22 protein-coding genes and 1 tRNA gene are annotated in these 25431 nt (G+C 46.5%); 17 read left to right on the top strand and 6 right to left on the bottom strand.

Annotated features, from left to right (window positions below; translation table 11 throughout):
* The first annotated feature begins 204 nt into the window (after positions 1 to 204).
* From D0A34_18935 to D0A34_18920, 4 genes are all read left to right on the top strand, one after another.
* Positions 205 to 1476, top strand: a complete 1272-nt coding sequence (locus D0A34_18935) for an FAD-dependent hydroxylase (GenBank protein ID UNU20678.1) — start codon at positions 205 to 207, stop codon at positions 1474 to 1476.
* A 221-nt stretch (positions 1477 to 1697) separates the two neighbouring features.
* Complete coding sequence (locus tag D0A34_18930) at positions 1698 to 5690, top strand: CHAT domain-containing protein (protein UNU20677.1); 3993 nt, start codon at positions 1698 to 1700, stop codon at positions 5688 to 5690.
* 10 nt (positions 5691 to 5700) lie between these two features.
* Positions 5701 to 6033, top strand: coding sequence for a hypothetical protein (locus D0A34_18925; protein ID UNU20676.1), 333 nt, complete (start codon positions 5701 to 5703; stop codon positions 6031 to 6033).
* Positions 6034 to 6050: 17 nt separating this feature from the next.
* Positions 6051 to 7550 (top strand): hypothetical protein, encoded by a 1500-nt coding sequence (locus tag D0A34_18920; protein UNU20675.1) that lies wholly within the window; start codon positions 6051 to 6053, stop codon positions 7548 to 7550.
* Positions 7551 to 7566: 16 nt separating this feature from the next.
* Here the strand turns inward: D0A34_18920 and D0A34_18915 are convergent, their stop codons facing one another.
* Positions 7567 to 7779: an XRE family transcriptional regulator gene (locus tag D0A34_18915; GenBank protein UNU20674.1), complete on the bottom strand. Its 213-nt coding sequence runs from the start codon at positions 7777 to 7779 to the stop codon at positions 7567 to 7569.
* Positions 7780 to 7905: 126 nt separating this feature from the next.
* Between D0A34_18915 and D0A34_18910 the strand changes: the two genes are divergently transcribed.
* A complete protein-coding gene (locus D0A34_18910) occupies positions 7906 to 8145 on the top strand; it encodes a hypothetical protein (GenBank protein ID UNU20673.1) in 240 nt (79 codons plus the stop codon).
* A gap of 126 nt (positions 8146 to 8271) precedes the next feature.
* Here the strand turns inward: D0A34_18910 and D0A34_18905 are convergent.
* Positions 8272 to 8355: transfer RNA gene (locus D0A34_18905), tRNA-Leu, on the bottom strand.
* Positions 8356 to 8583: 228 nt separating this feature from the next.
* On the opposite strand from D0A34_18905, the gene accC reads away from it, so the two are divergent.
* Complete coding sequence (accC, locus tag D0A34_18900; protein ID UNU20672.1) at positions 8584 to 9939, top strand: acetyl-CoA carboxylase biotin carboxylase subunit; 1356 nt, start codon at positions 8584 to 8586, stop codon at positions 9937 to 9939.
* A 121-nt stretch (positions 9940 to 10060) separates the two neighbouring features.
* On the opposite strand, the gene D0A34_18895 is transcribed toward accC, so the two are convergent.
* Positions 10061 to 10345, bottom strand: a complete 285-nt coding sequence (locus tag D0A34_18895; GenBank protein UNU20671.1) for a YggT family protein — start codon at positions 10343 to 10345, stop codon at positions 10061 to 10063.
* Positions 10346 to 10469: 124 nt separating this feature from the next.
* Between D0A34_18895 and D0A34_18890 the strand changes: the two genes are divergently transcribed.
* From D0A34_18890 to D0A34_18870, 5 genes are all read left to right on the top strand, one after another.
* Positions 10470 to 10589 carry a Photosystem II reaction center X protein gene (locus D0A34_18890; protein ID UNU20670.1) on the top strand — a complete coding sequence of 40 codons (120 nt, stop codon included), beginning with the start codon at positions 10470 to 10472 and terminating at the stop codon, positions 10587 to 10589.
* Positions 10590 to 10868: 279 nt separating this feature from the next.
* A complete protein-coding gene (locus D0A34_18885) occupies positions 10869 to 11678 on the top strand; it encodes a hypothetical protein (protein ID UNU20669.1) in 810 nt (269 codons plus the stop codon).
* 267 nt (positions 11679 to 11945) lie between these two features.
* Entirely contained in the window at positions 11946 to 13070 is a 1125-nt protein-coding gene (locus D0A34_18880; protein UNU20668.1) for a bacteriocin transporter, read from the top strand.
* A gap of 109 nt (positions 13071 to 13179) precedes the next feature.
* Positions 13180 to 14628 (top strand): serine protease, encoded by a 1449-nt coding sequence (locus D0A34_18875; GenBank protein ID UNU20667.1) that lies wholly within the window; start codon positions 13180 to 13182, stop codon positions 14626 to 14628.
* Between the two features lie 183 nt (positions 14629 to 14811).
* On the top strand, positions 14812 to 15432 hold the full coding sequence (locus D0A34_18870) for a peptidase (GenBank protein ID UNU20666.1): 621 nt from the start codon (positions 14812 to 14814) through the stop codon (positions 15430 to 15432).
* Positions 15433 to 15666: 234 nt separating this feature from the next.
* On the opposite strand, the gene D0A34_18865 is transcribed toward D0A34_18870, so the two are convergent.
* Both D0A34_18865 and D0A34_18860 read right to left on the bottom strand, forming a co-directional pair.
* Positions 15667 to 15855: a high light inducible protein gene (locus D0A34_18865; protein ID UNU20665.1), complete on the bottom strand. Its 189-nt coding sequence runs from the start codon at positions 15853 to 15855 to the stop codon at positions 15667 to 15669.
* A gap of 94 nt (positions 15856 to 15949) precedes the next feature.
* Complete coding sequence (locus D0A34_18860; GenBank protein ID UNU20664.1) at positions 15950 to 16966, bottom strand: succinate dehydrogenase/fumarate reductase iron-sulfur subunit; 1017 nt, start codon at positions 16964 to 16966, stop codon at positions 15950 to 15952.
* A gap of 238 nt (positions 16967 to 17204) precedes the next feature.
* Here D0A34_18860 and D0A34_18855 point away from each other — a divergent pair, with 238 nt between their 5' ends.
* The 4 genes from D0A34_18855 (at position 17205) to D0A34_18840 (ending at position 20029) form a co-directional block, all read left to right on the top strand.
* The gene (locus tag D0A34_18855) at positions 17205 to 17447 is read left to right on the top strand and encodes a hypothetical protein (GenBank protein ID UNU20663.1); all 243 of its coding nucleotides are present in this window, start codon (positions 17205 to 17207) and stop codon (positions 17445 to 17447) included.
* Between the two features lie 571 nt (positions 17448 to 18018).
* Positions 18019 to 18519, top strand: a complete 501-nt coding sequence (locus tag D0A34_18850) for a hypothetical protein (protein ID UNU22369.1) — start codon at positions 18019 to 18021, stop codon at positions 18517 to 18519.
* A 122-nt stretch (positions 18520 to 18641) separates the two neighbouring features.
* Positions 18642 to 19373 carry a JAB domain-containing protein gene (locus D0A34_18845; protein ID UNU20662.1) on the top strand — a complete coding sequence of 244 codons (732 nt, stop codon included), beginning with the start codon at positions 18642 to 18644 and terminating at the stop codon, positions 19371 to 19373.
* A 317-nt stretch (positions 19374 to 19690) separates the two neighbouring features.
* Complete coding sequence (locus D0A34_18840) at positions 19691 to 20029, top strand: DUF1815 family protein (GenBank protein ID UNU20661.1); 339 nt, start codon at positions 19691 to 19693, stop codon at positions 20027 to 20029.
* An 845-nt stretch (positions 20030 to 20874) separates the two neighbouring features.
* Here the strand turns inward: D0A34_18840 and D0A34_18835 are convergent.
* Positions 20875 to 21909 carry an endonuclease/exonuclease/phosphatase gene (locus tag D0A34_18835; protein ID UNU20660.1) on the bottom strand — a complete coding sequence of 345 codons (1035 nt, stop codon included), beginning with the start codon at positions 21907 to 21909 and terminating at the stop codon, positions 20875 to 20877.
* A 252-nt stretch (positions 21910 to 22161) separates the two neighbouring features.
* Here D0A34_18835 and D0A34_18830 point away from each other — a divergent pair, with 252 nt between their 5' ends.
* Complete coding sequence (locus D0A34_18830; protein UNU20659.1) at positions 22162 to 22641, top strand: DUF4079 domain-containing protein; 480 nt, start codon at positions 22162 to 22164, stop codon at positions 22639 to 22641.
* A gap of 211 nt (positions 22642 to 22852) precedes the next feature.
* A complete protein-coding gene (locus D0A34_18825; GenBank protein ID UNU20658.1) occupies positions 22853 to 25423 on the top strand; it encodes a ComEC/Rec2 family competence protein in 2571 nt (856 codons plus the stop codon).
* The last annotated feature ends 8 nt before the right edge of the window (positions 25424 to 25431 follow it).

Here is a 25431-nt window from a genome sequence, read left to right as displayed (position 1 = left end):
TTGCGTTTAGTGACGAGAAATATAGGAAGAAACCGGGTTTCTGAGGTAGCGAGTGCATCCAGGACTTGGATTTGGATCTCGTAGTCTGAAAACCTTGATTTTCACGGATGTCGGTACTCTCCCTTTCTCGATCGCCCTAAATCGAAATAATTCTTTACAATAACAAAGTAACAATGCAATTAACTTTGACAAAATCCCTTGAAAATGCCTGTAAACCAACTTTCTCCAACCACAGCCTCGACGCAAACACCGACACTTGACTTTGACATAGCCATCGTCGGAGGCGGCATAGTCGGGGCCACCTTAGCCAGCGCTTTAAAAGATTCTGGATTGAAAATCGCTATAATTGAAACCCAACTCCCCGCAGCCGCCGCAGCCAAAAAACAAGCCTATGCAATCACCCTGCTATCAGGAATGATCTTAGAAGGTATCGGCGTGTGGCAGCAAATCTTGCCGCAAATCACCACCTTCGAGCAAATTAGCCTCTGCGACGGCGACTATCCCGGCGTCGTCGAATTCCACCGCCCCGATTTGGGAAATACTGGCAAATTGCCCGTACCAAAAACAGCTTTAGGTTATGTGGGCGAGCACCGAGTCATGCTGTCAGCTTTGCAAGAATCTTTGGCAAAAAACCCGAATTTTAGTTGGGTTTGTCCGGCGGAAGTAGTCGAGGTAAAATATTTAACTCATTGCGCCGAAATAGAAGTCAAACAAAACGGCGAAACTCGGACAATTCGCAGCAAATTATTAGTCGCCGCCGACGGTTCGCGATCGCGCATTCGCACCGAAGCCAACATCAGCACTCGCGGCTGGAAATACTGGCAATCCTGCGTTGCTATCACTATTAAAGCAGAAAAACCGCACAACGATATCGCTTTTGAGCGCTTTTGGCCGAGCGGCCCGATGGGAATCTTACCATTACCAGGGAACCGTTGTCAAGTAGTTTGGACAGCACCCCACGCGGAAGCTAAAGCTTTGCAACAAATGGATGAAACAGAGTTTTTGACTTTGTTGGAACAGCGCACGGGCGGGCTTTTAGGGCGTTTGGAATTGGAGAGCGATCGCTTTTTGTTTCCCGTGCAGTTAATGCAGAGCGATCGCTACGTTTTGCCCAGATTAGCGCTAATTGGCGACGCCGCCCACTGCTGCCATCCCGTCGGCGGCCAGGGATTAAATATGGGCATTCGAGACGCAGGGGCGATCGCCCAAATCTTGCAGCAAGCGCACCAAAAAGGCGAAGATATCGGCGATTTGCGAGTATTGAAACGGTATCACAACTGGCGCAAAAAAGAGAATTTAATCGTGTTAGGATTTACTGATTTTCTAGACAGATTATTTTCCAATACTTGGCTGCCAATTGTGGCATTTCGCCGCTTTGGATTGTGGTGTTTGCGGACAATTCCCCCAGTGAGGTTTTTAGCCTTGCGCTTGATGACCGGTTTAATGGGCCGGCCGCCAGAATTAGCACAAAATTAGAAGAAACCCCGTTTATTACCATTTATCCTGTACGGGCGGGTTTTACTCACAATAATTGCCGAAAACCAACAAACTCATAAACCCGCCCCTATCAACTAAATTCATCTGCGTCCATCAGCGTATATCCGCCGACATCTGCGGTTCCCAAACTTTAGAAAGGTTTCTGGCCACTCATCGAATAATGGTAAAATAAACATCGGTGTTACTGACAACTCCCCACAATGGACGAAACCCGCGCCCAAGCTTATCTGCAATTGATTGAGACACTCCTGAATTGCCCCAACGGTGAGGAACCGCAGATTTTACGGGCTAACTCTGAATTGCTGGATCAAGGGTTTTTGCAAGTTTGCGAGGTAGTAGCAGAAAACTTCGCAGAGGAAGGACAGGAAAATCCGGCTGATTTTTTACGAAATCTGGCCAGTCAGCTACGGGATTTTTTTGCGCTCAATGATGAGGGAGAGCGCGATAATTATGAATATTTTTCTTTTGGGAGAGAAGAACAATATTTCGGTTTATGGAGAAAAATATTCCAGACAATTTTAGATAATATTGTAGATAACTCTCAAAACTTAGAGCCAATAGTATATCCATTATTGTCTAATAATATTGATCTACTAGATAGTAATTTTGCTATATTTTTACGTCTATGGGCAATGGCTACTTTCGCACAAATGGAGCAAGGAATACCGCAAGCAGGTTCAGCGGATATTATTGGCCATTTTAGCAGTTTAATAATTAATTTTTCTTTAGGTGACAAGGTAGCTAACTTGGAAATTGCTATTGTAGGTTACGAGGTAGCAACCACCGTTCTCACCCGTGAAACTTATCCAGAAAAGTGGGCGATGATGAAATACTCATTAGCATTATTACGCCCTGTTGTGAAAATCGTAAAAGATGCACAAGAGGCAGGATTTATATCAAATCAAATTTTTTTTATACAAGAAATTTTACCCGATCAAGATTCATGGCCTCAGACTTTTGAAGAATATCTTAAATATGAAGATTTTTTAATGGAATTACTACAAGTAACGTCAAATAATGATTTTCAAGAATTGGCTGTGATACTTAAGTCGGGCATAAATAGATTAGACAAATTATTTGCTCAAGTATTACGCAAATGGGCAATACTTGAAATGTTTGAGAGAGATCCTCAAAAAGCGCACATTGTGGCTACGGATATCGGAAATCTCATTAGTAAAATTAAAGATTTTCCCTTGGGTAAACGTCGCGATAATTTAGAAATAGCTATTATAGGATATTATGTAATTTCAGTTTTATTTACTAAAGAAAATTATCCCCTTCAATGGGCAATGTTACAAATGAATCTAGCTAGTGCTTATTGCAGTAGAGTTCAGGGAAATCCAGCCATTAATTTAGAACTTTCAATTGCTTTTTATCAATCCGCTTTACAAATTTTTTTTGTAGATAAATACAAAGAGTATTGGGCTGCAACTCAACAAAATCTAGGAAATGCTTATGCCAATAGAATTTATGGGAGTCGCGCTGAAAATCTCAACTTGGCAATCTCTGCATATCAATCAGTCCTACAAGTATTGAGATTAGAAGACTCTTCGCAAATGCAAATATGGGCAAAAACCCAGAGTAATTTAGGAAATGCTTACAACGACCAAGTTCGAGGCAACCGATTGGAAGATGTTGAGTTAGCTATTGGTGCTTATCAAGCTGCTTTGCAAGTTTATAAACCTGAAACTTTTCCAGAAGATTGGGCTAGAACACAGACGAATCTAGCAAATTCTTACAGTAATCGGGTCAAGGGAGATCGATCGGAAAATTTAGAAATAGCCATTGACTATTACCAATTGGCTTTACAAGTTTATAAACCTGAAACTTTTCCACAAGAGTGGGCTAGAACTAAAATATGTCTAGGTAGTGCCTATGATGATCGTATACGAGGAACTCGGGAAGAAAATTTAGAACAAGCAATTACTACATATGAAGAAGCATTACAAATTTATAATCGTGAAGCTTTTCCAAAAAAATGGGCTACAACTTGCATGAATTTAGCTGTTTCATATCAACATCGACTACGAGGTGATCGTGAAGAAAACCAAGAGCGAGCTATTTGTTTATATCAAGAATGTTTGCAAGTTATTACCCAGGCACAATATCCAGAACAATGGGCTGAAGTTCACATTAACTTGGCTAATACCTATCACAATCGCCTTAAAGGTGAGCGCACTGAAAACTTGAAACAAGCCATTGCTGCTACAGAAGGCGCATTGCAAATCCTTACTCGTCAAGAGTTTCCAGAACGATGGGCTGGAATCCAAGTTACCTTGGGTACTATTTATCAGAAACAAAGACAGGTAGTAGAAGCAATAGCTTGTTTTCGAGCAGCCATAGAAGTCTATCAACCCAGGACTTTTCCCATTGAATGCCTCCAAGCTGCAGGTAGGTTAGGTTATATAGCCTCCTTGGCTGAACTATGGATAGAAGTTATTGAAGGTTATGACACTGCCATTCAAGCTGTCGAGCAAAGTCGGACATGGGCTAGCACTGATCGGCGCAAGCAAGAGATTATTTCAGAAGTGATAGATGTTTATGTGGGAATAGTGCAAGCATACATCAAGATCAATCAACCAGACAAAGCGATTGAGTATGTCGAACGCAGCAAAGCCCGGAACTTAGTCGAACTCCTCGCTACCCGCGACTTATACCCCAAAGGCGATATTCCCGAAGCTGTTATCAACGAACTTTCGCGCCTGCGTCGAGCAATTGATGCCGAACAGCGACGAGTGGAAATCCAACAGACAAATCGTAACAGCAACGGCGGCACAATATCGGGAGAACGCGGCCTCCAAATCGACACCCTACAAACTACCAGCCGCGATTCTACCAATCTCACCCAATTGCGGCAACAACTCGACGAATTGCTCGTCCGTGACATCAAACCCATCGACCCCGACTTCCTGCTCACTCAAGAAGTTAAAAGCATCCTCTACAGCGATATTCAAGCCCTCACAGTAGAAAACACCGCTATCCTTGAGTGGTACATCCTGGGCGACAAATTCCTCACCTTCATCATTACTCCTCAATCACCAACTCCTATAGTCTGGCCATCTTCAAAAACCGACTTTCAAGCCTTGGTAAATTGGGGCAAGGAATATCTGAGAGATTACCAAGAAGAAGACAAAACCCAATGGCGGGAAAACCTAGCCCCTCGCCTCCAAAGCCTATCTGAAATATTGCATATCAATGAAATTCTGGGGAAAGTACCCAAACACTGCGATCAACTAATTTTAATTCCCCACCGTTTCCTGCACCTGTTCCCCCTTCACGCCTTGCCGGTTAGCCATGAAATCTGGAAGCGCTTTAACCCAGAAATCCAGTCTCCTGAACCCACCAATCCCTGCTTACTAGATTGCTTCAAACAAGGTGTCCGCTATTCCCCCAGTTGTCAACTGCTGCAACAGGCACAAAGGCGAAAACGCCCCAATTTCACTCACCTATTTGCCGTCCAAAACCCCACCAATGACCTGCTATTTACAGACTTAGAAGTGCCAGCGATTAGTCAGCATTTCCACCCCAAAGATATCCTCGTCAAAAATGATGCCAAAAAATCAGTCATAGATGATAGCCGCCTCCGCATCGCCCACTGCGCCCACTTTAGCTGTCACGGCTATTTTAACTTTAAACAACCTTTGCTATCAGCATTGCTGCTAGCCGACAGCGAATTACCCCCGCCTCCTCCAGAAGAAAACCCCTCTCGCTATCTACCCTTACGAAATGGCAAAACCCTCGACCTCACGAAATGCCTCACCTTAGCAGACATCTTTGCCCTCGACTTCCGAGAATGCCGCCTAGTTGTGATCTCCGCCTGCGAAACCGGCATCAGCGACTTTAGCAGCATCAGCGATGAATATATCAGCTTACCTAGCGGTTTCCTGGTAGCGGGCAGTTCCAGTGTAGTCCCGACGCTGTGGACAGTCAGCGATTTGTCTACCTCATTTTTGATGATAAAATTTTATCAGCTTCTCAAAGCCGGGTTAAGTGTCTCCCTTGCCCTTAACTCTGCTCAACTTTGGCTGCGGGATGCCACTAAAGAAGATTTGCAAACATGGACAAGCAAACTTACCTTGACTCCCACCCAAAAACTTATACAGTTACCTGCATTATTTAATAAGATGGAAGCTAATGCTAAGCCTTTTCAGTCGCCTTACCACTGGGCTGCTTTCTGTGCTATCGGTCAATAGGAGTCTATAAATGTCATTTGCAGAAGACAACATTAGAGCATTTCAACAGTTGATTACTACCGAACCTCTATTATTTTCTAAATACGAGGCTGAATTACACCAGCTAGCGGCTACTTTTTCAGATGACATCGAGAAAATATCTGATGGTGTCTCAAATTGGTGCGCTTGTGAAAGTCGCCCTCAAATACTAGAGGCTTTGATAAAGCTGCACGATGATCTTGATAAGGCTCGCCTTCCGGGAACAACCAAACCGATAGCTCCTCCACCGCCTCCACCTCCCAAAGTCTCCAGAGAAACGCTATTAAATGCCATCCAAGAAAGTTTCCCCAACCAGTCAAAATAGCACTCAGGCTATAGGTGATGAACAATCCTGAATTGATAGGCAAACTTGCCAACCCCAAACTAACGCTGTTTGCCTTTCATTTGTGCAACAACCTTGCTAAAGGCGATAAACAACTTGTAGACAAAGCCGAGCATTTATGGCAGAAATGCGTTGCTTTGGGACACCTGCTGCAAACAAATCCGCAGCTCGATTTTTTACCGGAAAATCTGAGCAATAGAAACAGCCAAAATAGCCAACAGGTTGACTATCTTGAACTTTACGAGTCAGATGGCGATAAATTTGTGTCATTTACAACTGTTAGCCAACCGGATCAACTGCCCCTAACAGGCGAAATTTACCCGCTGCAACTCCACGACACTTACGCACTTGACTTCACGCTACGTTCCCCGAATTCTACAGTAGAAATCAACCAACTGAGCAACCTAAACTTTCAAGGTTGTCTGCTACCTTGCGAAATCCAAGCGTCACTGGGACAAACCCTAGTATTATTTGCTAAACCTGTTGATTTTGCTGGCAATCATCAAGATTTAGCAGTAGCTTGTGTAGACGCTTTGTTTCAAAATTCAGAGCTTAAACAGCCAAAACCCTATTTAATCGGTGACGGTAAACTGCTAGGTAGTCCCATTTTTGAATTTGACAACAGTCAAGAAGATCCGAGCTTAAAGTGTCATATCCTAGTCTGGTTAGATACTGATGAAAAAACTTCCGAGATAGAAGAATTAGGCAATTATTACCGTCCGCTGCTCAATTTGTTATGCTGCCGCAGTAAAATTCTTTATGTTTATCACCAAGCGTATCTTTGCAACGAGGAAGCGAGAAAACTGTACAGTCAATTAGAGGAAAAAGTAGAAGAATTTAGCCGTTTGAAATCAGATAGAGAGCAACGTCTGGAACAACTAGAAGGCTGGCTGACAGAACTCCCTAAAATCGGATTGAATTATGCGCGGTATTTGCGAGATATAGAACTTCACCAGATTGCAATTGAAACGAATGCTAAAAACTATAGTCATTGGCTCAAAACACTTGGCGATTTCAGCGTCCAAGAAATGGATAACTTAGATTTTATACAAGAATTTGTTGACCGGAGTTGCCCGAAATTTCAGGAACAGATTAAAGTCAATATGAGTTATCTTACCGTAGGACGGCAATTGTTTCAACAGATGATTGAAACAATCCGGGGCATTGTGGAAGTTGATGCTCAAAAACAACAGGTAGAGTATGACAAAAAAGAAAAAGATCGCGATCGCAATTTACAAATCACCATAGCCGTTGTCGGTGTAGGTATAGGCGTTGCGGGGGTTGTTTCCAGCAGCTACACCTTAGCTGTAGACAAACCTTGGGCATCACCTTCTTTCCAGCATCCCCTGCCGCTTCATCCTTTCTTTAGTGCCATTATAGTTAGTTGCATCTGCGGTGGAGGCTTGGGAGCGATCGCTTTGCTGACAGCGCGTAAACTGTTCAAACGATCGGACGATCGCACAAGTTTACCTAGTTCCGAAAATCAACCTCGCTCTTAATTATCCGATCGAGCGACTATTCTTTGACAACTTCCATTAACTCTTCAATCAAAACATCGAGGGTGCGAGCTATTTTTTGAATTGATGTGATATCAACCGTTGCTAGTCCTTCCGATCGAGCATAGTGCCTGACTGTGCTGTACGGAACCTCCGATCGATCGGCCACATCCTTTAGCGTCCATCCTTTTTCGTCAGCCAACTCTCGGATTCGGAACCTAACTAACCCCATTCTACTTGACAAACGATAAGTATATATCGTTTAATATTTGTAATCACAAAGACGATCGCCCTCAGACCTGATAAATCAAGGGCAATCGCCTCTCTAACCATCCACTTTCGTGGAAAGGATTTTCCTATGATACCAAAAGAACTCACTTATCGCGATCGACTTAAACCTTGGTGTATAATTCGCCAACTCCCGAACTGTCAGCAGTTAACAGTCGCCCGTTTTACTCGTCGCCCTGATGCCGAAGCTTACTTGAATGCACTGCGTCGCTTAATGCCCGCACTCCCACATACAATTGTTTTTGTAAATGGGCTGTGCGTCAACGAAACCAGCGTTCCAATTCAAACACAATTGTCGATCGACAGTTAAAGAATGCTTAGTTCGATCGAGTTTTCGAGAATCCGATCTAAAACTCGATCGACTTTCTAGAAAAACCAGTCAATATAAAACAACTGCCAACAGCAAAAACTGTCAACAGTTGTTTTATATATTCAATGCGGATGGCGAGACTCGAACTCGCAAGGACATAATGCCACACGCACCTCAAGCGTGCGCGTATACCAATTCCGCCACATCCGCTCTTTCTAGCACTCTCTGGGATTTTTGCGTTACGAGTTAAAGATTCACAGGTTGAGGTTCCTGACATTTAACTTGTGACTTGCCCTTTTAGACCGCCGATTTAAAATCATAGCACCACTACCAGCAAAATGTAAAATAAATTTTTGTGAACAATTTCTGGAAAACGATTATCCAGAACATACCGAAAGGCATTATTGTACAGAATATTGAGTGAATTAAGCAGCGAAGATGGGGTTCTCGAAAATTTTAATCGCTAATCGGGGAGAAATAGCTCTCCGCATACTGCGCACCTGCGAGGAAATGGGGATTGCCACGGTCGCCGTTCACTCCACCGTAGATAAACACGCCTTGCACGTCCAGTTGGCAGACGAAGCCGTTTGCATCGGCCCCCCCACCAGCAGCAAAAGCTATTTAAATATCCCCAACATCATCGCGGCCGCCCTGACGCGCAACGCCGCAGCCATTCACCCGGGCTACGGCTTCCTCTCGGAAAATGCCCGATTTGCGGAAATCTGCGCCGACCATCAAATTACCTTCATCGGCCCTTCTGCTGCCGCGATGCGGGCGATGGGCGACAAATCCACCGCCAAAGAAACTATGCAGCGGGTGAAAGTCCCCACAGTTCCCGGTAGCGACGGATTGCTGGCGGACGAACACGAAGCTTTGTCGATCGCCCGCGACATCGGCTATCCTGTGATGATCAAAGCCACCGCAGGCGGTGGTGGCCGCGGCATGAGGCTAGTCAAAGAAGCATCGGAACTCCCCAAACTATTCTCAGCAGCCCAAGGCGAAGCCGATGCAGCCTTCGGCAATCCCGGGCTTTACCTCGAAAAATTCATCGAAAGACCCCGCCACATCGAAATCCAAATCCTCGCCGACAACTACGGTAACGTCATCCACCTCGGCGAGAGAGATTGTTCGATTCAGCGGCGACACCAGAAACTGCTGGAAGAAGCCCCCAGCCCAGCCCTCAGTCAGAAACTGCGAGATCAAATGGGTCACGCCGCCATTGCCGCCGCCAAATCCATCAACTACACGGGTGCGGGCACTGTCGAATTTTTGCTTGACAAATCGGGCAAGTTCTACTTCATGGAAATGAACACTCGCATCCAAGTAGAACATCCCGTCACGGAGATGATTACAGGTCTCGACTTGATAGCCGAACAAATTCGCATCGCCCAAGGAGAAAAACTGCAAATCAAGCAAAACCAAGTAATTCTCAACGGCCACGCCATCGAGTGCCGCATCAATGCCGAAGATCCCGATCGCAACTTCCGACCCCACCCCGGCAGAATCAGCGGTTATTTGCCTCCCGGTGGCCCCGGCGTGCGGATGGACTCTCACGTTTACACCGATTACGAAATACCCGCTTACTACGATTCTTTAATCGGTAAAGTAATTGTATGGGGGCGCGATCGACCGACAGCCATCCGCAGGATGAAACGGGCATTGCGGGAATGCGCCATCACTGGCGTTCCTACAACCCTCAGCTTCCACCAAAAAATTCTCGATTCCCCCGAGTTTCTCAGCGGCGAAGTTTACACTAATTTCGTCGAACAGTTCTTGAACCAAAACAGTCATTAGTCAATCGGTTTTGGGTTTGGGATTTTGGATTGAAGAATTGAAGAAAGCAACCCCACGGATCAATCCGGGGGTTTGTACCCAGCCTGCTTTCTGTCAACTGTCAACAGTCAACCGCCAACTTCTACATCATCATGGTCAACAGCCCTTGCTGACCGAGAATCATTTCTCGCAGCAAGCTACAGATACCCACCCAAATAATCGGCGTAATGTCCACCCCGCCGATCGGCGGTACAATCTTTCTAGTTACAGCTAAAAAAGGTTCCGTCGGCCAAGCAATCAGACTCAACGGCAATTTGCTCAGGTTCACCTCGGGATACCAAGTCAGGACGATGCGAAAAATAAACAGCAAAGTCATCACGACTAGGACAGAGCCCAGAATCCAACTTGCAACGGTAATACCAGTCATGGGTCTTATCTCGAAATTTTAAGTTTTGTTAAGTCTGCTGTTCATAATTTTAACCGTTTCACAGGTGCGATCGAAAGTATAAAATTAATAAAAATCAAATTGTTGTAACAAAGGCTTTGAATCTATGACTCCTTCTCTCGCGAACTTTTTGTACAGCCTCTTGGTGGGCGTGGTGGTTGTAGTGCTTCCAGCAACGATCGGCCTGATCTTCATCAGCCAAAAAGACAAAATCAAGCGCACCTAAAGTCAGCGGGTTTCTATGTCCGGCGCTGCAAGTCAATTGTGGGCTACAAGTCGGGCATTTCCCCGATCCGATAAACCTCGGCTGCCAGCAACTGTCAAGGCAAAACCTTCAGTTGACTGCCAAGCTGAGGTTTTTTCCCGTTAAACTCATTATTATACTCACTTCCCAAGCTGAAACCCTGACCGGACGCTGCCCCAGAAAGCACAGTCGGGCTGACAGACTTAATGATAGATGTAAAATCTAACTCGCTAACATAGGAAAGACATAGGAGATAGGCTAATGGTCAATTTAGGATTGAACTGGAGCAGCCTGTTAGGGATTATCCTAGCAGTAGCAGGGGCAGGACTGTATTTTCTGCGATCGTGGCGTCCCAAACTAGCCCGAGACCACGATATTTTTTTTGCAGCAGTCGGCTTGCTGTGCGGCGGTATTCTGTTATTTCAAGGATGGCGGCTTGACCCAATTCTGGCATTCGGTCAATTTCTGCTCGCTGGTTCCGCCATATTTTTTGCAGCAGAAAGCATTAAACTGCGAGGAGCGACCACAGCCCAAGCCAAAACTCGCGCCCAATACGTAGATGAAGAGCGACCGGTCAGCAACGCCTACGGTTACGAGGGCTACGATGGCGAAATGGAACAGCTAGAACCAGAGGAAGACTATCCGCAGCGTCCCCGGATCAGAGGCAGCCAAGACTACCGTTCCTCTCGGGAAGCCTACGACGACGAACCCCGCCGCCGCCCCTCGAATCGCAACGGCAGCGTTAACACCTCCAGGCCTGAGTCGCCCGAGCGAGCGTCGCGCAAACGTCCCTCTCGCCCAGAAGCCCCCCCTGCCCAAGAGTCTGACAACTGGGACGTTTCAGACAACCCCGAAGAAAGACCGACCCGCAGCCGCAGCGGTCGCCCCCCTGCTTCGGAAAACCGCAGTTCCGATACGCCGCCGAGAACCAAAAAAACCCGTCCTACGGAATCATCCAGGTCTCGCCCCAGCAACCGCGACGTGGAAGCACCGCCGTCAGACTACGTGGAGTATCGACCTGTAGAATACCCGGAAGACCAACCGGATAATTCCCCCAGTTTCGACAAATAGGCAAACACTAAGTAGATGGGTGAAACTAAACTTTTCTCGTGCCCGCAGGCAAAAAAATAAGTTGCGTTTATTGAGCCCCATCTACTTATTCTGAGATATTAAAGTGATTAAAAAGCCTGTAAATTGTGAGTGTGAAACCCCATACCAACACAGATATACAAAAACAAGAGCTAATTTTTTTTAAAATTATTTTGACCTACGGAACCTGTGGAACTAATCGACAGTATAATAATCTTAATATAAAATACCACTTATTAAATCAGCAAGATGCCATTACTCGAAATAGGAGATCCGGCTCCCTGGTTTTCCATTACTTCTACAAATAACCCCTTATTTTATTTCTCAACGGTTGCCGGCCGACGAGTCGTGCTGTTTTTCTTTGCCAGCGCAGCTTTTCAACAAATCCAAGTTATCCTCAAAAGCTTTCAAGAGCTTTCAGAAGAATTCCAAAGGTTGAAAGTAGCCCGGTTCGGAGTGAGCGTTGACCCAGCAGACAAAGAACAAAACAGACCGACAACAATTGCTCCGTCATTCCTCTTTTTCTGGGACTTGCATAAAACAGTCAGTCAGCAGTACGGTGTTTTCCGAGATGTCGAAGAAAATGGATTTGCCGGAGTTCACTATGCACCCCAAACTTTTGTACTCAACGAAAACCTTCAGGTAATTAATATTTTGCCGATGGGCGAACCGCACCAACACGCCCAACAAGTATTAGATTTTCTCAAAACTTTGCCCCCTATTGAGGAAGCCCGAGCAGCCACTCGCCACGCCCCGGTGTTGGTAATTCCTAACGTTTTAGACAAAGCCTCTTGCCGCAGTTTGATCGATATGTACAAAGCTAATGGTGGCAGTCCCTCGGGCTTTATGAGGCAAATAGGCGGGAAAACTGTTGGCTTGCACGACGACACTTTTAAGAAGCGCCGAGATTTCTTTATTCAAGACGAGGATTTCCAGCAACAATTGAATGCGATTATTCTACGCCGGGTGCGGCCGGAAGTAGAGAAAGCTTTTCAGTTTACAATCACTAGGTTTGAACGGTATTTGATAGGTTGTTACGATGCTGACAGCGGCGGTTATTTTCGGTCGCACCGCGACAACACTAGCAAAGCTACGCTGCACCGCAGGTTTGCGATGACGCTAAACTTGAATGTGGGAGAGTACACGGGGGGATTTTTACGGTTTCCAGAGTACGCGCCGCACGGTTATAAAGGCGATTCTGGCACGGCGATTATTTTTTCGTGTTCTTTGCTGCATGAAGCCACTACCGTGATTAGTGGTCAGCGCTTTGCTTTGCTGTCTTTTTTCTACGGCAATGAGGACGCTGCGGTACGAGAAGCTAATTTTAAGTATTTAGCTGCTGATTCAGATTCCCAAATTGGAGAACCGACGTGAGGAAGGTCACTACCCTGGTGCAAGTCCTAAAATAATTACAGAAGGTAGTTAGCGGTTAGCCACAAAACCTAATTCCTAGCTACCGATCGCTAAATAATAATCGATCGCCATGAATTTCAAACTTCTAACTTTAGCAGTATCGGGAATTTTAACGGTTGGGGTTGCAACCAGCGCTACTGCGGTTGTTACGACATCCCCTGTGCGGCAATCAACAGATTTAACGGAATTTAACTCGGTGCATTCCCAGGGTGCGATCGCCCAAAATGTCGAAGAACAAACCAATATTCGAGTCTACGAAAAGGCTAGTCCGGCGGTTGTTACCGTCGATACAGATAAATCTAACGGCAGCGGCACAATTATCAGCCCCGACGGCATGGTGTTAACTAATGCCCACGTTGTTTCGGCAGGCGGTACCGTCAATATCATTTTGTCAGACGGCAGAAAACTTGTCGCCGATGTCATCGGATTCGGCGAAGAAGGTCTAGACTTAGCCGTGGTGAAAATTCGCGGTCAAAACAATTTGCCCACCATTCCTTTAGCCCGTCCCGGTTCGGTGAAAGTCGGGCAACAAGCATTTGCGATCGGCAATCCATTCGGTCAATTTCAAGGTACTTTTACAGTCGGAATCGTCAGCCGCATCGACCAGCAGCGGGGCTTAATTCAAACCGACGCCGCCATCAATCCCGGCAATTCTGGAGGGCCCTTGCTCAACAGTTCAGGAGAATTAATCGGCGTTAATACTTCTATTTTTACTCGCGGTCGGGGCGGTGGCAGTATCGGTATCGGTTTTGCAATTTCAGCAGACAAAATACCCGCTTTCCTGACAGCGGTACGAGAAGGGCGAGCTCCCCGCGTGGCTCAAGCCCGATCGCCCTTTGGCAACAAATCACCTCAAAAAGTTCCGTTAAACGGGCCCGCCGTCAGCGGCATCCTCACCGACAAGTCTAGCGTTCTGCCCACCGACAACAGCTTTTTTGACCTCTACTCCTTTGAGGGAAAAGCGGGCCAGCAAATCACCATAGAAATGAAAAGTCAAGAAATTGACCCTTATTTAATTTTGCTCGGGCCCAACCAGCGCGAAATCGCGCAAGACGATGACGGGGCAGGCAGTAAAGACGCCAGAATTACAGTCAGGCTGCCAGCAGACGGGACTTACACGTTAGTGGCAAATTCCTACCAAGCTAGGCAGTCAGGGGCTTATACGTTAGAACTGAAAGCGAGTGCTCCTACCGCGCCTTCTCGGGCGATTTTGCAAGAAGAAGGCGCTTTAGCCGCAGGCGGCCCAGTATTGCCGTCTGACAACAGTCTGTATCGCGAGTATACTTTTGAAGGTCGATCGGGTCAGTCTGTAGCCATTTCCCTCGAAAGTACAGATTTCGATCCCTATGTGGCTATCTTTGGCCCTAACGGCCGATTAGTGGCAGAAAATGACGATGGGAGCGATTCGACTAAAAATGCGTTTCTGACCGTTACTTTGCCCGCTACGGGTCGCTATCGCGTAATTGTCAATGCTTACGATGCTTCGGGCCGGGGTCGTTACACTCTAACTGTCCGGTGAAAATGGGGAAAAAGGTAATGGGTAATCGGGAATTGGTAATTGGTCGAATTATTCTGCTTCCTACTTCCGTGCATCCATTAAATCCGTTACAGAATCCGGTGCCGAACTTCCTTCTTCCATCCGTTAAATCCGTTACAAAATCCGTTGCCGAACTTCCTTCTTCGTTGCAAACCGAGGTAATTCATGCGTCAAGTTAGATTTTGGGCGATCGCGCCAATTGCTCTACTAGCTACTTTTTCTGGTAAGCCGATTCTCTCCCTGCCAGTTTCAAATTTAGGTGGAGTTGCTAACAGTAGTTCCACCCTCCTTTCAGCAGAATTTGCTCAAAATTTAACTGATGCAAAGCCTGCCGACAAGGCGGTTTTAGCTCAAGCAAGCCCCAACCCGTCGCCATCACCACAGAGTTCGCCAACTCAGAGACCAACTGTAGAACCTCCGCCGAGTCCTGATGCGGGTTCATCTAAGGTCATTTTAGAGCAAAACGGAGAACTCACCCCTGCTAAGTCTTCTGTACTGCCCTCGGACAGCAGTTTATACGACGAGTATACCTTTGAAGGGACTCAGGGCCAGAAAGTGGTTGTTACCGTAGAAAGTACCGAGTTTGATACTTATCTCGCTATTTTCAACTCCCAGGGCGAGATAGTTGGAGAAAATGATGATGCAACGCAGCAAAATTCCAATTCAGAGCTTACTGTTACCTTGTCTGCGAATGGTCGCTATCGCGTCATTGTCAATGCTTACGAGCCGCCTCCAAAAGGTAGAGGCAAGTACAGTTTGACCGTCCGCGAAATAACTGGAAATTAGTTTGAACTAAACTTGGGAGTCACGGCACGGCATTGCCCTGTCCCTATAATTCAAGGACGATCGCACTTACTTGTAGTGCGATCGACTTTGGTAAATTTATGTGTTATCTGAAACTAGAAAAGTCATAATTGTGCATTTTTAATTTGATAAACTGTATTTTAAATAACTTTTAAAAGTAGAAGGAAAGGTGAAAGAGCGATAAATTTTCCACTTCCCTTCTGAATTTAGATTAATTTAACGAAAACCCAGCCAGGTAAAAAAATCCTGGCGGGTGAAGAATTCTAGCAGCAAAAGTCCCACGAATCCCACCATCGCAAATCTGCCGTTGATTTGTTCTGCATAGGCATTCCACCCAAAGGCTGGTTCTGGTTTTGGGGTATTTGGGGTTGTGGGTTTTGGGGAGGGAGGAGTTTTAGCAGTCATTTAAAAGTTTTGAGTTTTGAGTTTTGAGTAATTACTTGTGGGAAGCTTTGCGATCGCACAACTTGTAATTTACCAGGAAAATGACAGCCCATGGCTAATCTCCTGACTTTTCTAAACTTTGAACGGATTCGATCAGATTTCGCACGGTTTCGGTACCTTCAGAAGGCTCAAAAAACAGCGGGAACTTGCCGCGAGCGATCATTCTCAAACCCAACGGGCCCAGACTCAGCAAACCTTTAACGTCCCGGAAGTAGTTTCCTACTACTTCGATGCCAAACTTGCGCTCGTCTATCCAGCCACCTTCTTTGACGAGATCGATTAAAACTTTGCGGTGGCGGATCGATCGACTGGCTTGGTCGTCTTTGCGATCGAGAATCTCTTGTTTAATCTTACCAATTTGATCCATCGGCGCCACTTCCATCGGGCAAACCGAGTTGCAGTAGTAACAGCGGGTGCATCCCCAGACGCCTGCGGTGCCTTCGTTGTATTTTTCGAGCCGATTTTCGGTTTCGCTGTCGCGGGAGTCGGCGATCGTGCGGTAAGCTTTGGCGAGGGCGTGGGGGCCGACAAATTCCGGGTTGACTTCGCGGGCGTTGCACTCAGAATAGCACGCACCACAGAGGATGCAGTTGCCGGTTTGGTCGAGTTTCGATCGCTCTTCTGGAGTTTGCAGAAATTCGCGTTCTGGAATTGCTCGCGAGGCGGTGCTGACATAGGGTTCAACTGCTTCTAGGTTGTCCCAAAAACTGGTCATGTCAACCACCAAATCTTTAATAACCGGCATATTTCCCATTGGGGCGACGGTGATTTCTGGGATGAAATCGGTAGGCCTTTCTGCTGAGCTGGAATCAGCTATTTTTTGCAGTCTTGCCAGTTCGCTGGCTACATTTTCTTTGCAAGCTAATGCTGAGCGACCGTTAATTCGCATAGAACAACTGCCGCAAATTGTATTGCGACAATTTTTGCGAAAAGCTAAAGTGCCGTCGTGTTCCCACTTAATACTGTTGAGGCAGTCTAGGATGGTATTGCTCTCTTCCACATCTAGGGTGTAAGTGTGAACCCGAGGAGCCTCGTTTTGATTTTGGCGCACTACATTAAAGCGGACTTTCATATTTTGAGTAAGGAATTTAGTTTCTATTTTAAGCTAAATTTTTGACCTTTCTAGAAAGCTATTATTTTTTAAACAACTACCTAAAGTAAGAGATTTTAAAAAAATTATTATTGTTTGATAAACATGAATAATTCTCAAGTTATAAATCCTAAATTACCACTTTTTTAAGCGGATTTGTGAGCTATTAATTGGAGATAAAAGTAATTAATCGCTGCAATTCGCTAGTTGGAGGTGCGTGATGTCCAGCTTGTTTGTATTAACTTTCATGTTTTCCACACCGGCTTTTTGTCTGGGTCTGCTAAATCCTCAATGGGTGGGGCTGGGAACTCGTAAGCGATCAAGTGCCTTGTACGGCGGGTTGATGGCAGTTTCGTTCGTTTTGCTTGGGGTTACAGCACCTAAGGCGCCACAACCAGTTTCATCGGGGCTGCTGGCTTCAACTGAATGGCCAGAATTTGGGGTAAGCGCACCTTTGCGCTGAAGGTGGCTGGGTATGCATTTCACTTTGTTGGCAGCATTACAAGAAATTTTACCAGGACTTACGGCCGGTTGGGGCCAGAAACGTAGTTTTTTAAGAAAAATACTTGGTTCTACTCATTTACTGCAATTAAAAACCCCGGTTTATAGGCGTCGGAGTGCGATCGCGAACTGTAGGAAAAAATCGTGGGTTTAGTAAGGACAAATACACTCAGAAACCCGGTGGCACTAGGGTCGGGTGTCCAACGTTCTAGTTTACTTCGTAAATCATAGGGATTTGTGAGTTGGCCGGCGGATAAATAAGCAAGTTAACTTCTCAGGACTTACGCACAGGGATTAAAGAACTCAGGTTGTTTAAACAGATATCCTTCGTGCTTCACCTCGGATTTTGGTAAAAGAAACCCGGTTTCTGCGTCCTGGATGACTTCTCTTTTTTACTGCTAGAAATCGCTATGTTTAATTTTTTCGTCTTAAGCTTTCTCTTGTCTATCCCTGCCTTCTTTCTGGGTATTGTTAATCCGAAATGGGTGGGCGCACCAACCCCCAAGCGATCGATCGCGATATACGGCGGGTTGATGGCGGCTTCGTTTGTGCTTGCTGGCGTCACCGCACCCCCTCCGTCTCAGGAAGTTTCAGTGGCACTTCCGACCCCAACCGATCCGCTAGTATCATCTCAAACCGCTAAGCCGTCACCGCTTTCGGCAGCGCCGACACCCAAGCCGGAGACTGTGAAAACGCCGACACCAACACCGAAACCTGCAATTTCTGCGAAGGTACCTGCACTTGCCAAACCAGGGCCCGATCGCAAATTGCCATCTTCAGTCCAATCTGTTGAGGGAACCGCAGAGATTGCTATTGATGCAAAGCCGCCAAAGGAAGATACCAAGAAAGTTATTGATGAGTCTTCTAAACCGAAGGTTAAAAGTGCCGATTTTCCGAGTTGCGTTAACTCGGATTGCAACTGTTCTGACTTTGCGAGTCAAGCCGAAGCGCAGCGAGTGTTAGAGGCATATCCGGGCGATCCGTTTAAGCTCGATCGAGATCGAGACTCGATCGCTTGCGAAACGCTAGGTTAGATTTGCTCTGCCAACAGCCTCGGTTAATGATCAAGGCTTTTTTCGGTGATTGTACGAATTGAAGAACGCAAATCGATCGGCTAAAATTGTTTAATTGTTGAGCTTGCGGTGCGGGTGCAGCTATGACTTACAGCTTGAGAATTGTCGATTTGCCAACGAGTGAACGGCCACGGGAACGGTTGATGGCGGGTGGCCCGAAAAGTTTGGCGACTGCAGAATTGATTGCGATTCTCCTGGGTACTGGTCAGGGACAAGGCAAACTTTCCGCCGTCGGGCTCGGACAGTATATTTTAAATCAGTTGAGTTTGCACCACCGTGATCCTCTGGCTGTGCTACGCACTATTAGCGTTCAAGAGTTGACGCAGATTCACGGGATTGGCCCTGCTAAGGCGACTTCGATTTTGGCTGCCGTGGAGTTGGGGAAGCGGGTGTTTCAGTCGCGGCCACCGGAAATGGCTGTGGTTGACTCTCCCCAAGCGGCGGCGGACGCCCTGAGTCAGGATTTGATGTGGCAGTCTCAGGAACGTTTTGCTGTAGTGCTGCTGGATGTGAAAAATCGGCTGCTGGGTACTCAGGTAATTACGATCGGCACAGCAACGGAAACTTTGGCTCACCCACGGGATATTTTTCGCGAGGTGATCCGCCAGGGGGCGACGCGGGCGATTATCTCGCACAATCACCCCTCGGGGATTGTGGAGCCAAGCCCGGAAGATATTGCTTTGACGCGACAGTTGCTGGCGGGAGCGCAGTTTTTGTCGATTCCCCTGCTGGATCACTTGATTTTGGGGAATGGCGATTTTCGGAGCTTGCGGCAGACTACAACGCTTTGGGACGAGTATCCCCAAGGCGATTGAACTCTTATACTTAACTAATTTCATCACTATCATTAGTTATTTGTATCTTTGGGTTCTCCGACGGCTGAATCAGCCCTGACAGCAGGCAAATTTTCCGGCTGGAGTCCCCCACGAGAGCCTGTTTTGGCTGAATGTCGCTGCTGATACTTCGTTTCGCCCACAACTCGGTTAATCTAGTATAGGTAGGCTGAAGAGGTCGCTAATCCGATTTTTTTTGAGCATACTAAACGTATACTAAACCAGCACCTAAATACCCATTTATTAAGAAATTATTAAATGGGATGTAAAATACACGGTGTGGTGATAGGAGGAGAACTGTGTTTCTGAGACTTGCAGAACAACACCGTAAATTCGTTCAAGATTTGGTAATGAACCTCCAAGCTTTAGCGATCGTGCTAGAGCATCGGGGTTATCTGGCATCCTGCTACACTTGCGGGGGTCAGATGAACAGTGCCTCATTTATGGTCAGTTTGACGGACAACCATCTGATTCGATTCTTAGTGTCAGATTACGGTATCACTTGGACTGAGATGCGGGACGACCGCGAACTCATGAAACTAGAAGGTGCAGAAGCTATTAGTCAGTTACAAGAACTGGCAAATCTCGTAAAGTATCAAATCCAACCTTCGGAAGCTACTTTAGCGACGGCGCAGTGAGTGTAGCGATTGCACGGTTCCGAGGAAGGCGACGCAAGAAAGTCAGTGCTTGTCTGCTAAAACCGAATCCCCAGCGAGTTAGTTGAGAGGGTTCATTTAGGTGCACACCGATGGCTGCTCAACAGACAAGGGTGCTATCAGGGTGCCTTCAGACGGTTTAGCGCTGAGTCGATCGAAGTGAGCCTGGGCAGACGGCATACTTTATGCCAGAAGTCTCAAACTTGGAACCTCTAGTTTTTTTTCAGCAGTTGATTCTCCCTTGAGAGCGATTAGCAAAATTTAGAAGTGTGACTGCTCGTCGGCTGCGATGTTAATTTCTCACTTGGCATTCAAAAGTCAAGGAATTGAAATTAACTTTGAGCAGGCAGGTAGAATTTAACATCCAGAGTGAGGGTGAGGCTGTGAAGATTGGGTGAAGCGCATACCGGGGGCTATCGCCTAGGGGCGATTCAGCAGTCAACTGCAAAGCCGGTAAGGCTTAATTCGAGCAATTAGTGTGTGCTTGATGTGAAAACATCTTCATTTGTCTAAAATTCCTTGTTTGGATAGCCGCGAATTCCATGAGACTGCTGGCGAATCAATACTTTGTTTCCTTGGGGGGTTTAATAATGAGCTGCCAAGATGGCAAGTACGCCAAGAAGAAAGAAGAAAGAGAAACAGGGAAATAAAAATTAATTGCGGGTAATTAGCGGAAATGATGTAACAGGGGTGGGACGGGAGCAAATGTGGGGTGTCACGCTTCACGGATTCGCCAACAGCATCAGAATCTTCGCCCGGAGCTTTAATTGACACTAATTCCATTGTGGAAGCCCCACCAAAGTGTTGCGTACCCCCTACACTCGTCCCTATTCCGGTTGCATCCGCAGTTGGGCCGACAGCGGCAGATGCTCTGAACCAATTGGCGGTAAAACCTTGGCTGATTTCGCCCCCCAGTGCTGAGAATACCAAACATAGTCAAGCCTCACCAGGGGAAAAGTTAATTTCCAGTTTAACTGTTTAACCAGTAAATTCAGATCCCACCCGTGAGGAAAAGTAAAGCCAAAACCCAGTCCTGCTGTTCGGAAAGCATCTTGCATAACCGCTCTCAAATAATAGTAGTCTTGAGACTGGTCAGTCAGATTAAAGTCCCCGGCAGCAATAGTCGGCAGCGTTTCTTTCTGGAGTCGCCGCACTAAATCTTGAATTTGTGCCGGTCGGTCGCCGTACTCGTAAACTGGGATTTTGAGGAAAGGCAAAATTTTATGCTGGCGAAACCACGGTGGGGTTGTTGAAATGTTATAAAGAACTACATCTTGCTGGTTCATTTCGATAATAGCTCGTTCCTGTGGTTCGTTCCCACCGGCTAGCTTTAACTTTTGGAAAGAGCGAATGGGATATCTGCTGAGAATCACATGGTATCCGCGCCCCAGGTGGTGCGGGTATAATGCGGCCAACTTAGAGAAGACTTCTTTGGCGTAATCCTCCTTAATTTCTTGCAAACAAATGAGGTCTGGTTTTTCTTCCTGAATTAGGTTAACCAAAGCTTGTGGGGATTTGTGATGCCAGCCGAGGTTGAGAGAAAAAACCTTGAGGGTTGGCTGGGAGTCACTGATGTTCGTCGGCTGGGGAGAAAAGTAGGTGACGTGTAGCCAACCCAGCAAACAGATGCAAGCCACAGAGGAAACAATCGCGAACCAGCGTTTCTTTATGATAAAAAACCCTAGAAGTGGCAGCAGGAAGATTGGCAATAAAATCCAAGGAACAAAATCCCCCATCAAGGCAATCGGCCACAGCCTGTCCCAAAAGATCAGTCTCAGAATCAGATAGCTGACAATCAGTGCGGAGTAAGCGTAGGCGAGGAGTTGAGCAATTCGCTGCAAAAATCGGTAAGGCTTAATCATAGCGCCGTCTGCAATAGCATCCTCTTACGGGTGTGAGGACAAAAAACTGGATAGTGCTCAGCTCAAATTAACTGAAATGGCCGCTCCCCGGCTGAGGCTAGGGAATCCACTTCTCCTGTGTCCGGCTCTTTTATTTTATACAGACTTCTGGCTGGAAACAGTGATTGAAAATCGCGATCGATATATTGCTATTTAGAGTAAGTTGTTGGTTAAATCAAAATTAGCGATCGCAAAGTTAGGAATCTCAAGCAAATGATAAATCTCAGCGAACTACTAGAACCCATCGCCAGTCAATTTCGCAGTCTGGGAATTCCCGAACCAATTACCCATTGGGGACACCCTGTAATGATGGGGATAGTGGTGGTGGCGATGGGCAGTTTTGTCGGGTATACGGGATGGCAGGGACGTTTGGCCACCGATAAAGATGTCGCACTCAAAAGTCGCTCGGATCACCGCAAGCTTGCACCGTGGATGTTTCTGTTTCTAGCTTTGGGCTATACAGGCGGCTTGCTGTCGCTGGTGATGCAGCACCAGCCAGTCATGGAAAGTCCGCATTTTTGGACAGGTTCGGCAGTGCTGGTTTTACTGGCTGTTGGCAGCTTGATATCGCTAACGGGTTTTGGGGGCAATAAGCTGGCACTGCGCGCGGTTCACGCTTATTTAGGCACAACAGCCCTTGCACTTATGGTGCTGCACGCGGCTTTCGGTTTAAAATTGGGGCTGTCTATTTAGAAGAGGAAGAGGAAGGGGAAGGGGAAGGGAAAGAATGTAAGGAAAGAAATTTTGCCATAACTTACGCACGGGTAGCCAGAAACTGGGTTTTTTATCTAAATACACCGCGTTTAGCTTTTTATCTAGGTTTAAAAACCCGGTTTTTTTGGTAAGGAGTGCATACGTCCCGCATAGGTTTCCCTGAAATATTCCCCCTCTAAATTACTAATTAATGAATCAAGCAACGGGTGTTATCTTCTGTCTTGCCTACATTTTGGGATTGATTTCTACAGCGGTTTCTTGGGGTAGATACGGGATACTTGCTTTGGGAATAGCGGTGGCGATCGCCCTGCCAAAATTGTTGCGAAAATTTACTAAAAATTCTGTCAAAGTCACCAAGAAAAGACGCAGCAGACAAAAAGAAAATGCTCTTGAAGCACCCTTAGATGCTAGGGAAGAGTTGAGTTTGTTGGAGATGCTGCCGAGAGCGAAATGGGTGTGGGCAGTTGCGGGTTTGGTGGCATTTCTAGCTAGCGTTTATTTTGCAGTTCGATCGCCCCAACCAGCAATAGATGACATCAGCAAACTGATTCCGGCTGGCGGCAACACTCAAGAAGTGGCGGTGACAGTTCGCGGTAGAGTTGTCAGTACGCCTCGATTGACTCGATCGGGTCGATCGCAATTTTGGCTAGAAACAGATTTAGTTAGCGAAATCAACGGCGGCGAGGGAGGAGCAGTTGTAAACCGCCCAGTATCCGGCAAACTCTACGTTACAGTGCCGCTGCTGCAAGCAACTGGCTTGTACGCCGACAATACGATCGCAGTTGTGGGTTCCTTGTACAAACCGCAGCCGCCGTCGAATCCGGGGGCTTTTGATTTTCAAACATATTTAGCCAGAGAAGGAGCTTTTGTAGGGATCAAAGGGCGTCAAATTGACTGGAGGAGAGAAAATGCGATCGCGGATGTAAATCGAGTTAACAGCCAAACGGCTGCTTTCTTGGAGCCCAGCGGGATGCAGGCATCGAAAATTCAAGCGATGCGGCAGCGGATCGTGCGATCGCAACTATCGCAGTTAAATGTTCCCGAAGGGCCCTTAATCAGTGCGATCGCCCTCGGCAAACAAGCAGTAGATTTACCTTACAACATCCGCGACTATTTTGTGCAGGCTGGATTAGCCCACGCAATCGCAGCTTCCGGCACTCAAGTTTCGATGGTTTTGGCTTTAGTTCTAGCTTTAACCAGACGTTTTTCCAAACAATTACAATTTAGCTTTGGCGTCGGTGCTTTATTTTTGCTCGTCGGATTAACTGGCTTTGAAGCTTCAGTATGCCGCGCGGCTTTGATGGGATTTGGAACACTATTTGCTTTGGTGCTGAACCGCCAAGTTAAGCCGCTGGGATTGCTGTTAATCGCTGCTACTATTTTACTGCTGGTTAACCCTTTGTGGATTTGGGATTTAGGTTTTCAACTGAGTTTTTTGGCAACTTTGGGGTTAATCGTGACAACGCCGCCACTGATGGCAAAGTTGGACTGGATGCCTCCCGCGATCGCTTCGATTGTTGTGGTTCCAATCGCCGCTTCCGTTTGGGTGCTGCCGCTGCTACTTTATGTTTTTAGTGTGGTATCGCCTTACAGCATTTTAGTCAATATTATTGCGGCTCCTTTGCTGTGGATTTTGAGTATTGGGGGGATGGTTAGCGCTTTAGCTGGATTGATTTTTCCGCCCGCTGGCAGTGTTTTAGCGCAACTGCTCGATTATCCGGCAAAGGGGTTAATTGCGATCGCCCAATATTTCTCGCAATTACCCGGTAATTCGGTAGCTGTCGGTCAAGTATCGGTGTTTCAATTAATCGCACTTTACAGTTTAATTTGCTGGGTGTGGATTGGGGGAAGAAGGAAGAAGGAAGAGGGAAGAAGGAAGAAGGAAGAGGGAAGAAGGAAGAAGGAAGAAGGAAGAAATAAGAAGGGGAAAAGTAGAGTTATTTCGCTGCCGAGTTTTTCATCGGCTTGGATTTTACCGCTGGCGCTTGTGGCGGGAATAAGTATCATAGTTTTGCCAGCTTGGCACGTTCAATCATCTTTATTTCAAGTTACTTTGCTGGCGACATCTGGCGAACCTGTTTTAGTAATTCAAGATAGGGGAAAAGTGACGCTAATTAATAGCGGTGATGAAAATACCGTAAGGTTTACAGTGTTGCCTTTTTTGCAGCAGCAAGGAGTCAATTCTGTGAATTTTGCGATCGCCACTCACGGTGATTTAGGTTTGAGCGCAGGTTGGGGAAAATTGCTAGAACGCTTGCCAATTAAAACATTTTATGATAAGAATGCTCCGAAACAAATTCACCGTGGCAGCAATCAGGAATTTATGACGGCTGTGCAATCACGCCAAGGCGTTTACATTCCTTTAGAAACTAACAGTACAGTTGATCTGGGTTCGACGCGGTTGCAGTTCGTGAATGCGGAGATTCCGGTGGTAGAATTGCTCGTGGGCAATAGAACTTGGTTGCTAGTCGGTGAAATGACACCGGAAGCGCAAAAAAAATTGGCAGCAACGGGAAGCTTGAAGCCGGCTCAAGTGCTGTGGTGGTCGGGAAAAACCTTGACGGCCGAGTTATTGGGCGCAGTGGGGCCGCAAGTGGCGATCGCATCTGCTGACGAAATCGACCCAGAAACCGCAGCCCAACTGCGCCAAACCAAAACCCAGATATTCTGGACAGGGCGCGACGGAGCTCTTCAGTGGACTCCTGCAGGGGGATTTAAGACCACTTTGGAATCTGAAGAAAATCAAACTTCTTTTTTATAAAGATTTAC

The sequence above is a fragment of the Microcoleus vaginatus PCC 9802 genome, assembly GCA_022701275.1.
Lineage (GTDB): Bacteria > Cyanobacteriota > Cyanobacteriia > Cyanobacteriales > Microcoleaceae > Microcoleus > Microcoleus vaginatus_A.
This window is presented reverse-complemented; position numbering and strand designations above follow the sequence as displayed.

Excerpts from the sequence above, each read along its gene's own strand:
- D0A34_18935 (UNU20678.1), top strand. The coding sequence starts at position 205 with ATGCCTGTAAACCAACTTTCTCCAACCACAGCCTCGACGCAAACACCG.
- D0A34_18930 (UNU20677.1), top strand. The coding sequence starts at position 1,698 with ATGGACGAAACCCGCGCCCAAGCTTATCTGCAATTGATTGAGACACTC.
- D0A34_18925 (UNU20676.1), top strand. The coding sequence starts at position 5,701 with ATGTCATTTGCAGAAGACAACATTAGAGCATTTCAACAGTTGATTACT.
- D0A34_18920 (UNU20675.1), top strand. The coding sequence starts at position 6,051 with ATGAACAATCCTGAATTGATAGGCAAACTTGCCAACCCCAAACTAACG.
- D0A34_18915 (UNU20674.1), bottom strand. The coding sequence starts at position 7,779 with ATGGGGTTAGTTAGGTTCCGAATCCGAGAGTTGGCTGACGAAAAAGGA.
- D0A34_18910 (UNU20673.1), top strand. The coding sequence starts at position 7,906 with ATGATACCAAAAGAACTCACTTATCGCGATCGACTTAAACCTTGGTGT.
- accC (UNU20672.1), top strand. The coding sequence starts at position 8,584 with ATGGGGTTCTCGAAAATTTTAATCGCTAATCGGGGAGAAATAGCTCTC.
- D0A34_18895 (UNU20671.1), bottom strand. The coding sequence starts at position 10,345 with ATGACTGGTATTACCGTTGCAAGTTGGATTCTGGGCTCTGTCCTAGTC.
- D0A34_18890 (UNU20670.1), top strand. The coding sequence starts at position 10,470 with ATGACTCCTTCTCTCGCGAACTTTTTGTACAGCCTCTTGGTGGGCGTG.
- D0A34_18885 (UNU20669.1), top strand. The coding sequence starts at position 10,869 with ATGGTCAATTTAGGATTGAACTGGAGCAGCCTGTTAGGGATTATCCTA.
- D0A34_18880 (UNU20668.1), top strand. The coding sequence starts at position 11,946 with ATGCCATTACTCGAAATAGGAGATCCGGCTCCCTGGTTTTCCATTACT.
- D0A34_18875 (UNU20667.1), top strand. The coding sequence starts at position 13,180 with ATGAATTTCAAACTTCTAACTTTAGCAGTATCGGGAATTTTAACGGTT.
- D0A34_18870 (UNU20666.1), top strand. The coding sequence starts at position 14,812 with ATGCGTCAAGTTAGATTTTGGGCGATCGCGCCAATTGCTCTACTAGCT.
- D0A34_18865 (UNU20665.1), bottom strand. The coding sequence starts at position 15,855 with ATGACTGCTAAAACTCCTCCCTCCCCAAAACCCACAACCCCAAATACC.
- D0A34_18860 (UNU20664.1), bottom strand. The coding sequence starts at position 16,966 with ATGAAAGTCCGCTTTAATGTAGTGCGCCAAAATCAAAACGAGGCTCCT.
- D0A34_18855 (UNU20663.1), top strand. The coding sequence starts at position 17,205 with ATGTCCAGCTTGTTTGTATTAACTTTCATGTTTTCCACACCGGCTTTT.
- D0A34_18850 (UNU22369.1), top strand. The coding sequence starts at position 18,019 with ATGGCGGCTTCGTTTGTGCTTGCTGGCGTCACCGCACCCCCTCCGTCT.
- D0A34_18845 (UNU20662.1), top strand. The coding sequence starts at position 18,642 with ATGACTTACAGCTTGAGAATTGTCGATTTGCCAACGAGTGAACGGCCA.
- D0A34_18835 (UNU20660.1), bottom strand. The coding sequence starts at position 21,909 with ATGATTAAGCCTTACCGATTTTTGCAGCGAATTGCTCAACTCCTCGCC.
- D0A34_18830 (UNU20659.1), top strand. The coding sequence starts at position 22,162 with ATGATAAATCTCAGCGAACTACTAGAACCCATCGCCAGTCAATTTCGC.
- D0A34_18825 (UNU20658.1), top strand. The coding sequence starts at position 22,853 with ATGAATCAAGCAACGGGTGTTATCTTCTGTCTTGCCTACATTTTGGGA.